Here is an 11,073-nt window from a genome sequence, read left to right on the forward strand (position 1 = left end):
GAACAGGGAGGCAAGAGGAGCAGGGGGACAAGAGGAACAGGGGGACAAGAAGAGCAGGGGACAAGACGCGCAAGGGGGCCGACCGCGGTACGCGGTCCGTTCGGGTCAGGAGGCCGGCGCCGCCACGGAGTTCTCCGCGACCTCGGCCCCGCGCTGCCCCGCCTGGGCGAACTCCGCCATGCCCGCCGCGAATCCCACCGTGGATCGCCAGCCCAGCTCCGTTCGGAGCCGCCGCGACGAGGCGGTGATGTGCCGGACGTCGCCGAGCCGGTACTCCCCGGTCACCACCGGCGCGGGTCCGCCGTACGCGTCCGCCAGGGCCGTCGCCATCGCGCCGACCGTGCGCGGTTCCCCGCTACCGGTGTTGAAGGCGCTCAGCACACCGGGCTCCCGCTCCGGTACGGCCGTCAGCGCCAGCGCGTTCGCCGCCGCCACGTCGCGCACATGGACGAAGTCCCGGCGCTGGCACCCGTCCTCGAAGACCCGTGGCGCCTCGCCGCGCGCCAGTGCGGAGCGGAAGAAGGAGGCGACGCCCGCGTACGGAGTGTCGCGCGGCATCCCCGGCCCGTACACGTTGTGGTAGCGCAGCGACACGGCTCGCCCGCCCGTCGCCCGGGCCCAGGCCGCCGCGAGGTGTTCCTGTGCCAGCTTCGTCGCCGCGTACACATTGCGCGGATCGGGCGCCGCGTCCTCGCCGATCAGGCCGGGAGACAGCGTCGCGCCGCACTCCGGGCACCGGGGCTCGAAGCGCCCCGCCGCCAGATCGGCCGCGGCGCGCGGCCCGGGTACGACCCGGCCGTGCCGGGGGCAGTCGTAACGGCCCTCGCCGTACACGACCATCGAACCGGCCAGCACCAGAGCCCGTACGTCTGTCTCCGCCATCGCGGCGAGCAGGGTGGCGGTGCCCAGATCGTTGCAGCCCACATAGGCGGGTGCGTCGGCGAAGTCCTTGCCGAGCCCCACCATCGCCGCCTGGTGGCAGACGGCGTCCACGCCGCGCAGCGCCTCGGTGAGGGCGGCCCCGTCCCGGACGTCCGCCTCCGTCCACTCCACTCCGGGGGGACGCGGCGGCGGCACCGGGTGGGCCGTGGGCAGCAGGGCGTCCAGGACCACGGGCTCGTGGCCGGCCGCGGTGAGGGCAGTGACGATGTGCGAGCCGATGAAGCCCGCGCCTCCGGTGACGAGTACGCGCATATCGGTGACGCTATGCGGCGGGAGGCCCGTCATGACGGTTCCGCGCCGGGCCGTCGGAGCTCCGGAGGACCGGCAGCCCCGAGGATCACCCCTTCGGCCCCGCGCGCGACCGGTATCCCGCCGGGGCACGTTCATGGCCGGACAGGTGGGCCCGGGTGCCGCTGGGCCGCTCATCGGTCGGCGGAGCGTCGTGCGAAGCGGCTCCTGATGTACCGGACGCGGCGGACCACCCGGCGGGGGTCAGGTCGCCACCTGCGGATGACCAGCAACACCCCGGTCGCCGCGAACAGTACGGCCGAGATCAGCAGCCAGCGGCCGAGGAACACATCCGTGGACAGGCCGGTGGTCAGCTTGTAGCCGGGCGAGTCGCGTAGCACCAGCGGCCAGTAGACCAGGAGGAGCAGCAGGGAGAGGAAGAACGGGACACGGAGCCAGTTGATGTCCTTCCAGGAAGTACGCCGCCGGCCGCCGAGGACCTTGTGCGTCAGCCAGTCCGCTCCCGTGTACAGCGGCACCAGGACCAGGTCGTGCAGCAGGGCCGCGCCCACGAACCAGACGGCGATGGCGGGCCAGTCGCCCCGCAACAGTCTGACCAGCGCGTAACCGCACAGCGCGAGGGAGGCGAGCAGGACGACGAGATGGAGCGGCGACTCTCCGTACACCCCGCGGAAAGCGCCGGCGGCGCTCCGGCGCACGCCCTTCCAGTTCGTTTTTCTCACGCCGTCGCCCCGAAGGTCAGCCGGCGCACCCATTTGGTGTTCATCACCCCTGGCGCGCCGGGCATGATGATCCGCGCCGGACTGCCGTGGTCCGCCGACAGCGGGGCGCCGTTGACGCGCAGCGCGAGGAGCGAGCGAGGATCGCGGACCTGGTTGTCGCGGAGCGCGACCGCGCGGAAGGCGCCGTGACGCTGGATGGATTCGACGAAGACCCCGGGCGGTTCGTGCCCCAGGCCGACCAGTCCCGCCAAGTCGGCCAGCCGGACGCCCTCCCAGTGCTGGTTCTCGGTCGACCAGCCCTCGACGCAGGCGATCGGCAGCGCGGAACGGTGTTGGGGGAGCCGTTCCACCTCGGCCCGCGTGAGGGTCACCTGCCGGCCCGCGCCGCTGACCACGAGCCGCCAGTCGGCGCCGATGTCACGGGCGGTGATGTGGGCCAGCGCGGCGGTCTTGTTGACAGGGAATCCGTTGGGGCCCGAGCCCGGCTGTCTGCCGTGCGGGGCGAGCAGGGCCGTTCTGCGCCAGGGACCGCCGATGCTCTGCCCGACCGTCACCACCAACAGGACCAGGGACCCCGCACCGGCCAGTGCGAGCGCGCCGCGCCGCGAGATGGTCGGCGCCGCGGGAAAGGGCGTGACCAGCCCGGTGGTGTCGGAGGGTTCCGGACTCGTCGTGGCCACCGGGGTCCGCAGCTCTGTCCTTGCGTTTCTCGTGCGCAGCGCCCGCACCATCCGGGGCAGGCGCAGGAGTACGTGGGCGATGAACGCGCCGACGAAGACCCAGGCTCCGTAGAAGTGCAGGGGGTAGAAGGAACCGGGGAACAGGTAGGCGAGCTGGATGTTGAGCAGCCCGGTGACGAATTCGAACAGCGCGCCGCCGACCAGCAGGAGCAGCGACAGCCGGTCGAGGGCGTGGCCGAGCGACCGTACCGGAGGCACGACGAACAGCTTCGGCACCACCGACCACAGCTTCGCCAGCAGGATGGGGACGAGCACGACCCCGAGCGTGACATGGACGCCCTGGGTGACGCGGTAGAGCCAGTACGGGTCGGTCGGCCAGGCGAAGAGGTAGAAGCCCAGCAGGCCCTTGTCCGGCGTCTTGTCGTTGACGGGATCGAGATCCGGGTTGTACGCGGCGTACGACAGCAGCCCCGTCACGAACAGCACGGGGATGCCGACGAGCAGCACCAGCCCGAACACGGACGTCAGCCACGGACCCCTGACCGGACTGCGCCAGAAAACGCGCCGCAGGGCGGTCCCGGTCCGGGAAGAGACATTCATGGCAGGACCGTACGCCGACCCCGTCGCTACTTACTGGTATGAATCATGACGAAATTCGCGCCCGGGTGACCTGTCGTGGCCTTCCAGGATCGCGGTTCGGCGGACATAACGTGACGGCGTGACCCTGCATTCGCCCCCGCGCCGTTCCTCTTCCGCCGAGGCCGAACCGGCCGCGAGCTCCGCCCGCCGCCCCGACCTGCTCACGGCCGCCGCGGCCGCCGTCCTGTTCGCCGCCGCGGCGGTGGCCGGCGCGGTCATCGAGCACACCACCGGCAGCCTGCGCGCCCCCTGGCCGCCGCTGCTCGCCCACTGGATGCCCCACGCGGGCCCGGGGACACCCGCCGCGCTGCTCGTCGCGGCGCTGGTCGTGCTGTACGGCCCGGCGGTGGCGGCACACCTGTCCTGGCCTCGCCTGACCTGGGCGGTCTGGCTCTCGGCCATGGCCTGGACCTGGTCCCTCGCCCTCGTGGACGGCTGGCGGACCGGGGTCGCGGACCGGCTGACGACACGCTACGAATACCTGCGCGGGGTGGGCCGGTTCGACGACGTGGGCGCGGCCCTGCGTGACTTCAGCAACCACATCGCCGGCGGTACCCCCGGCAGTTGGCCGCCGCACATCGCCGGACACCCGCCCGGCGCCGTACTGACCTTCGTCGGTCTCGACCGGATCGGCCTCGGGGGCGGCGGCTGGGCCGGGGCCTTCTGCATCGTCACCGGCAGCTCGGTGGCGGCGGCCGTCCTGGTCACCCTCCGCGCACTCGGGGCGGAGCGCACCGCCCGATCCGCCGCCCCCTTCCTCGTCCTCACGCCCGCGGCGGTCTGGGTGGGCACCTCGGCGGACGGCTACTTCGCGGCGGTCGCCGCCTGGGCCCTGGCCCTCCTCGCCGTCGCGACCCGGCGGGGCGGACGGCACGGCGCGCCGGCCGCGCTGGGCGCTGGACTCCTCTTCGGGCTCACCCTCTATCTCTCCTACGGCCTGACCCTCCTGGCCCTTCCCGCCCTGGCGATCCTCCTGTGCGCCCGCACCGCACGCCCGGTACCCCTCGTCCTGCTGGGCCTCACCGCGGTCGCCGCCACCTTCACCCTTCTGGGCTTCCGCTGGTGGGAGGCGTACCCGCTGCTGGTCGAGCGCTACTACCAGGGATCAGGCGGGGTACGGCCCTACACGTACTGGATCTGGGGCAACCTCGCCTGCGTCGTACTCTGCTCGGGACTCGCCGCGGTGGCAGGCATGCGCCGCGCCCTGGTCGCCGCCCCGCTCCTGCTGCGCCGGCACCGTGACGTCCCGGCCACGGACGGCGATCGAGTGCCGCGCTCCTCCGCGACCAGCTCCGAACAGGCCCTGCCCGCCCAGCACCTCACCCCCGTCGTCCTGATGATGTGTGCCGTCCTGGCAGCGCTGCTGGCAGCCGATCTCTCCGGCATGAGCAAAGCCGAAACCGAACGAATCTGGCTGCCCTTCACCCTGTGGCTGCCGACGGCCGCGGCGCTGCTCCCCGCCCGCGGCCGACGGGAATGGCTCATCGCACAAGCCTCACTCGCCCTGCTCACCAATCACCTTCTCCTCACCTACTGGTGACGTCATGACCTTGAGTCAGTGGTCGGTAACAGGCAGGCCACCCCGGCCGCATCGAGGGACGACGGGCGATCGATCGTGTGACCCGCGCTCGTCCTGAAAGCCGTGTGATCGATGGGCAACCATTGCCGCGACCCGATGGTCTTGTCCGTGCCACCCGCGTACCGGGTGGGCATTGGCAGCTCCGCCTCGGGACGCTCCTGAGGCGCTGGAACATGAGGGAAACGCCTTCATGCATCACCGCACCGCCATGGCAGGCTTCGCCGGGGCCCTCGCTCTGTCCCCGCTCACGGTTCCGGCGGCCGCCCAGGCGGATGACTCCTCGGGTGACATCAGGATCACGAAGGTGGTCGTCAACGGAGGGAAGGACATCGTCCTGGGGACCACGGACGTGAAGACGTTCACCATCGCGGTGACCGCCACGGACGACTCGGGCATCGAGGCCGGAAGGACCTTCCCGGTCATGTGGCACACGCCTCTCCCGTACGGCGACTTCCACGGTCTCGTGATCCCCGACAACATCGCGGGCAAGTGCGTGCTCCAGAACTCCACCACGACCACCTGCACCTACTCGCTGAAAATGAACCCACGCATCCACCCCCAGGACAACACCACGGCCGGGACCTGGACCGTGACGGCCCATGCCCTGGCCAACGACGGTGACTACATCACCAAGAATTCCGCCGCCAAGGCGAAGGTCCTGCGCAACTCCAAGCTGACGGTCAACGCCTCGCCGGAACCGGTGAAGAAGAACAAGGCGATCACCGTCACGGGCGCCCTGACTCGAGCCAACTGGGAGACCTACAAGTACGGAGGCTACGCCAAACAGCCGGTGAAGCTCCAGTTCAAGAGGAAGGGCACCAGCACCTACACGACGCTCAAGTCCGCCACGACGGACAGCAAGGGCAACCTGAGAACGACGACGAAGGCCACGGCGGACGGCCACTTCCGCTATTTCTTCGCAGGCACGCCCACCACCCCGGCGGTCGCCTCTGCGGGGGACTACGTCGACGTGAAGTAACTCTCGGGAGGGTAGCCGCGACCGGCCCACCCCCGCCCGTGCTGGGCCATACCGTGCTCGGTCTCCGGCACCGGGGGCAGCCAGTGCACGGCGTTGTCGCGGAAGGACGCATGGATCGGCACGAGGTCTGCGCCGCTCGTGTCGTCGAGGGCGGTGACGTTGATGCCGATCTCTGGGATGTCGCTGTCGATCGCCGCGAGGCGGCTGCCGCAGGTCGGGCAGAAACCGCGCTTCGCCTCTCCTCCGAAGGTCTCGTACCAGGTCGGCTCGCCGCCCTCACCGGTCCAGGTGACCGTCTCGAATCCGACCCACCACATCACTGGCGTGCCGCCAAGTTTTTGACAGTGGCGGCAGACACAGGTGTGGGGGAAGACGACCGCACCTCGGGTGGTGAAACGGATGCGGCCGCACAGACAGCCGCCGGTACGTTCCCGAGCTGTTTCGGCTCCCTGGGCGTCGTCGGCGGGGGTGCCGCTCATAAGGTGATCTCCCTGGTCACTGGGGAAGTTGGGCCCGTCAGTGTGCCATCGCTTTCATGATCGTCAGGACGATGTTTGGCAGCTCTGGCGTGGCCCCTGCGTGCGCCGATCGCGGAGGCGTCACGGACGGGGCGACGAAACCGCGGCTCAGGGGCGTCCGAGGGCACGGACGGTCCATCCGGCGTCGCGCCAGGTGTCAGCGTCAGCCGGCGCGTCTGGAGCGTTGACCTGCGAGGAAGGGTCTCGCTCTTCCCCGTCCCGGCCGGTTGCGCCCCGATCGCGGTCGATGGAACCCAAGTAGGCGCTCCCGCAGGAGCGCACCCCGGAATGCCGGAGGCGGACAGCCCGAAAGCCAAGGGCCGTCTGCCGGGCCTTCGTCCGTTTTTGCTCCACCGAACTCGCCAACAGGCCGTCGCGGTCCGGCGATACGGTCCGCGGTCCCTCGGAAACGGGTTTTGTCAGAAGCGTTGACTAATCGTTTCGGACGCTCCTACCTTCTTCGCGTCACACATCGTACGTCATATACGAGGCCCGCTATGGAGGGAGTAGGGGCCCATGTTCGCTATGTCCGCTTGGGATCGTCAAACGCGTTTGAGGCTCAACGGCGCGGCTCCTGCCGCCCGTTGGGCGTCGGCGGACGGTCCGGGCCGGCTGATCGGACAACAGCCGCTCACCGGCTGACGCTGACTGACGATGTGAGGTGCGGCCCGTTCACCGCCAAGCTCCCGGGCCGCGACAGGAGAGTTCCGATGCTCCCTTCGGGGAGCCTACCCAGTTTCGGGAGCGATGGTGCCCCCTCTTTCCCCCGTGCCCTTGTCCAAGACAGGGAGCTCGCCGGCCCGGCAGCGCAGCGGTATGCGCTGGACGATCGTGGGCTTCTCGGCCCTTGGCCTCACGATCGCCTATCTCGACCGCGCCGCGCTGAGCGTGGCCATGCCCTACATGTCGAAGGAGTTCCACATCAGCCCATCGGTTCAGGGCGTGATGCTTTCGGCGTTCTTCTGGACCTACGCGCTGTTCCAGATTCCCTCGGGCCGGCTGCTTGATCGTTTCGGCCCGAGGATCATCTATCCCGTCGCCGTCGGCTGGTGGTCGATCTGGACGGCGCTGACCGCCCTCGCACAGGGCGTGGGATCCGTCATGCTGTTCCGCCTCGGTCTGGGAATCGGTGAGGCGCCGGTTCAGCCGGCGAACATCAAGGTCGTCTCACGGTGGTTCCCGCGTAAGGAACGGGCGTTCGCGTCAAGCCTGTTCGACATGGGCCAGCAGATCGGAACGGCGCTGTCGATACCGGTGGTGACGGCATTGGCCCTCTTCGGTGGCTGGCGCCTGTCCTTTGTCGTGATCGGTGCCGTCGGGCTGCTGTGGGTCGTGGGCTGGGCGGCCGTGTACCGCGACCCCGAGGAGCATCCGCGTGTTTCCGCCGCCGAACTGGCCCACATCCGCTCCGATCAGGGCGCTACGGCCTCGTCGGAGTCGGGCGGTGCCCACGTGCCGTGGCGGGAGTTGCTGAGTGACTCTCAGGTGTGGGCGCTGATGACCGGCTATGTGTTCCGCTCGCTCGCCGGAGCGTTCTTCCTCACCTGGTATCCCAGCTATCTGCTCGACGACCGCGGATTCTCCGAGAAGGACTTCGGCATGGTGGGCTGGGTCCCGGCGCTCATCGCGATCGGCGCCACGGTGCTCGGCGGCATCGTGTCCGACCGGATGCTGGCGTCCGGAGCCTCCGCGAATCTGGCCCGGAAGGTTCCGATCGTCTCCGGGCTCGCCCTGAGCGCGTGCATCGGGTTTGCCCCGTTCGTCGAGAGCAATCTTGTGCTGATGGTCGTACTCACCGTCAGCAGCGCCACGCACTCGTTCGCGGGCGCGGCGATCCTGAGCCTGCCGGCGGAAGTGGCTCCCTCGTCGGAGTCCGTCGGCGCGGTGGCCGGCTTCCAGAACTTCGGCTCCCAGGTGGGCAACCTTCTCAGCCCCATCGCCATCGGGCTGTTCCTGGCTTCCAGCAACGGGTCCTATGTGGGCCCCTTGCTCGGCGCGGCGGCGTGTTCTCTGGCAAGCGCGGCGATCTACCTGTTCTGGGTACGCGTCAAGCCCCTCACGCCGTATCACGTACTCCCCGCGGATCTTACCGAGCACGGTGAAAGGACCACTTCGTGAGCACCTCGTTGAACGCCGGCCGCCTGGTCGAGCAGCTCAGCACGGTCATCGGGATCCCCGTCGTTCCGTATGACGAGGACGGCGAGGTCGACCGGGACCTCACGGTCGCACTGACGGCACGTCTGGTCCGCAACGGAGTGACCGCGTTGACCCCCAACGGCAACACCGGTGAGTTCTACGCGCTCTCCCCGGACGAACGCCGTCACGTTCTGACGAGCGTCCTCTCGGCGCGCGCGAGCGCCACGACGATCGTCGCCGGAGTGGGGTTCGACCTGGGGACGGCCGTGGCCGACGCGCGCTTCGCCCGTGATGCGGGTGCGGACGCGATCATGATCCATCAGCCCGTCCTGCCGTATCTGACGCCGAACGGCTGGGTCGAGTACAACGCGAGGATCGCGGCGTCCGTACCCGATATCGGAGTGTTGCCCTACCTCACCCATCGCGCGGTCACCGGTGCGCACATCACGCGCCTGGCGGAACGGGCGCCGAACGTGGTCGGGTTGAAGTACTCCGTCCCCGATCCGGTCGTGTTCGCCTCGGCGAAGGCGGAGGCGCCGGACCGGCTGCTGTGGATCACCGGCCTGGCGGAATCGTACGCTCCGGCCTACTGGCAGGCAGGGGCACGGGCCTTCACGTCGGGCCTGGTCAACGTCGCTCCGGCCGTGTCCCTGGAACTGCTCGAAGCGCTCCGGCACGGCGACTACGGCGCCGCCACCCGGCTCTGGCAGCAGGTCCGGCACTTCGAAGAGCTGCGAGCCCGCGACGCCTCGGCCAACAATGTGTCGGTGGTGAAGGAGGCCATGCACCAGCTCGGTCTGTGCCGGCGCGACGTCCGTCCGCCCAGCTACCGGTTGTCCGACGCGCTCGCCCGCGAGGTCACCGCGGCCATGGCACAGTGGCGCTCAGCGGTGCCCGAGGCGGCCGGGGAGCGTGCGGCGTGAAGATCGAGTCGCTGCGGACCTTCCTCCAGCGGGTGGGTGACCGGCCCAGAGTGCTGGTCAAGATCAGCACCGAGGACGGGATCGACGGATGGTCGGAGGTGTACAACCACGGCCCCGACCTGGCCTACCCGCCGCTGCTGGACTACCTGTTCGAGCAGATCAAGGGTATGGACGCCCGGTGCCCGAGCCGGGTCAACCAGTTCCTCCTTCAATCCGCCCGCTTCCCTCAGGGGGCGCTGGGCCTCGCCGCCGTCGCCGCCATCGACCACGCGCTGTGGGACATCGCGGCCAAGGCCGTGGGTGTGCCGGTCTACCAGTTGCTCGGCGGTGCGGTACGCGACCGGGTGCGGGTCTACGCCGGTCTGTACTCCGCGCCGGATGTCAGGGAACTGCGGGACACCACCGCGGCGCTGCACGATCGCTTCGGCTTCACGGCGTTCAAGCTCAGTCCCTACCGGACGGACCCGCACCGGACCCGGTTCGGGCTCGTGGTCCGCGAACTGGGCGAGTACTTCGGCGGGGTCCGCGACAGTCACCCCGCGGAGTGGGACTTCGCGTTCGACGCGCACGCGTGCCTGTGGGAACCGCGGCAGGCGGTCGAACTCGGCGCCGCGCTCGCACCCAACCAGCCGCTCTTCCTGGAGGAGCCCATACGGCCCGAGCACATCCCCGCCTGGGGCAGGATCCGCTCCGAGATAGCCGTGCCGCTGGCAACGGGGGAGTGCCTGTACTCCCCGCATGAGTTCCTGGCGCTGCTCGGCGCGGGCGGAGCCGACATCGTGCAGCCGGACATCTGCGTGGTCGGGGGCCTCACCCAGATGGTGAAGATAGCCACCATCGCCGACGCGCACTACGTCCCGGTCGCGCCGCACAACCCGCTCGGTCCGCTCGCGACCGCGGCGAACGTGCACTTCGCGGCCGCGACGACCAACTTCAGCATCCTTGAGTACAAGCCGGACGACGTGCCGTGGTGCCCCGACCCCTATCTCCCGGTCGACGGCCACCTCGCACTGCGCCCGGACCGTCCCGGGTGGGGCATCGAGATCGACGAGGCCGCGCTCACGACCGACGACTGGACCACCTGGAAGCGGAAGGTGCCGGTTCGATCCGACGGCTCGACGGCATGGATGTGAAGCGGGCGACCGCCGCGGTATGAGCGTCGCGGCGGTATGAACGGCGCCGCACAGAGACGGCGCGGTTTGTCCCAGATCGGGACGATCGGGCCGCCGAGCCGCCGGAGTGCGGCGTCGAGCAGGCGGGCGCAGTCGGTCCCCGTGAAGCCCTTGCGCCGGCCTTCGGCGGGACCGCGGTCGAGGTGGATACGGTAGCTCAGCCGGGGCCGGCGGCCGGGCCCGGTGCGGACCGGCGGCGCCATGAGGACGCGTTTGGTACCCGCGGCAGTGACTCGCGATGCTGCTGGAGCGGGTTCAGCCATCAACGCCGGCGGAGGTCTGCGACGGCGATGAGGTGATGACGGTCGCGGGGCGGATCAGCCCGGCGCGTCCGGTGCGGTACGTCGCAAGACGCCGGAGCGCCCGCACGGTGGTTTCCTGTGGGCGCTCCGGCAACGCGGCGAGGTGTCGCCTGCCGCGGCAGCGGCTGATGTCACCTCGGAGTTCCGGCCCCGGCAAAGACCGGCCGGACAGGGCTCAGCTAGTGCACATTATGGATCTCGGCGGGGCAAAGAAGCGGCATTCATCGGATGT

The 11,073-nt window shown here is 69.9% G+C and carries 9 protein-coding genes; 5 read left to right on the top strand and 4 right to left on the bottom strand.

Annotation, left to right across the window (positions count from 1 at the left end; all coding sequences use genetic code 11):
* Positions 1–105 precede the first annotated feature (105 nt).
* From ACIQ7D_RS01055 to ACIQ7D_RS01065, 3 genes are all read right to left on the bottom strand, one after another.
* Positions 106–1,194: an NAD-dependent epimerase/dehydratase family protein gene (locus ACIQ7D_RS01055; RefSeq protein ID WP_403931985.1), complete on the bottom strand. Its 1,089-nt coding sequence runs from the start codon at positions 1,192–1,194 to the stop codon at positions 106–108.
* Between the two features lie 170 nt (positions 1,195–1,364).
* The gene (locus tag ACIQ7D_RS01060) at positions 1,365–1,913 is read right to left on the bottom strand and encodes a hypothetical protein (protein WP_403931988.1); all 549 of its coding nucleotides are present in this window, start codon (positions 1,911–1,913) and stop codon (positions 1,365–1,367) included.
* Positions 1,910–3,193: a molybdopterin-dependent oxidoreductase gene (locus ACIQ7D_RS01065; RefSeq protein ID WP_403931991.1), complete on the bottom strand. Its 1,284-nt coding sequence runs from the start codon at positions 3,191–3,193 to the stop codon at positions 1,910–1,912. The genes ACIQ7D_RS01060 and ACIQ7D_RS01065 overlap by 4 nt, the downstream gene beginning before the upstream one ends.
* Positions 3,194–3,317: 124 nt before the next feature.
* On the opposite strand from ACIQ7D_RS01065, the gene ACIQ7D_RS01070 reads away from it, so the two are divergent.
* Complete coding sequence (locus ACIQ7D_RS01070; protein ID WP_403933747.1) at positions 3,318–4,772, top strand: hypothetical protein; 1,455 nt, start codon at positions 3,318–3,320, stop codon at positions 4,770–4,772.
* A gap of 229 nt (positions 4,773–5,001) precedes the next feature.
* The gene (locus tag ACIQ7D_RS01075) at positions 5,002–5,790 is read left to right on the top strand and encodes a calcium-binding protein (RefSeq protein WP_403931994.1); all 789 of its coding nucleotides are present in this window, start codon (positions 5,002–5,004) and stop codon (positions 5,788–5,790) included.
* On the opposite strand, the gene ACIQ7D_RS01080 is transcribed toward ACIQ7D_RS01075, so the two are convergent.
* Positions 5,772–6,269: a GFA family protein gene (locus ACIQ7D_RS01080; RefSeq protein WP_403931996.1), complete on the bottom strand. Its 498-nt coding sequence runs from the start codon at positions 6,267–6,269 to the stop codon at positions 5,772–5,774. The two genes, ACIQ7D_RS01075 and ACIQ7D_RS01080, sit on opposite strands and share 19 nt — an antisense overlap.
* A gap of 855 nt (positions 6,270–7,124) precedes the next feature.
* On the opposite strand from ACIQ7D_RS01080, the gene ACIQ7D_RS01085 reads away from it, so the two are divergent.
* Genes ACIQ7D_RS01085 through ACIQ7D_RS01095 form a run of 3 tightly spaced genes read left to right on the top strand, consistent with a single transcriptional unit; the run spans position 7,125 to position 10,500 of the window.
* Entirely contained in the window at positions 7,125–8,426 is a 1,302-nt protein-coding gene (locus ACIQ7D_RS01085; protein WP_403932000.1) for an MFS transporter, read from the top strand.
* Positions 8,423–9,367 (top strand): dihydrodipicolinate synthase family protein, encoded by a 945-nt coding sequence (locus ACIQ7D_RS01090; protein ID WP_403932003.1) that lies wholly within the window; start codon positions 8,423–8,425, stop codon positions 9,365–9,367. Before ACIQ7D_RS01085 ends, ACIQ7D_RS01090 begins: the two co-directional genes overlap by 4 nt.
* Positions 9,364–10,500: a mandelate racemase/muconate lactonizing enzyme family protein gene (locus ACIQ7D_RS01095; protein ID WP_403932006.1), complete on the top strand. Its 1,137-nt coding sequence runs from the start codon at positions 9,364–9,366 to the stop codon at positions 10,498–10,500. The genes ACIQ7D_RS01090 and ACIQ7D_RS01095 overlap by 4 nt, the downstream gene beginning before the upstream one ends.
* Positions 10,501–11,073: the final 573 nt, after the last annotated feature.

Source organism: Streptomyces sp. NPDC096310 (genome assembly GCF_044763125.1).
Lineage (GTDB): Bacteria > Actinomycetota > Actinomycetes > Streptomycetales > Streptomycetaceae > Streptomyces.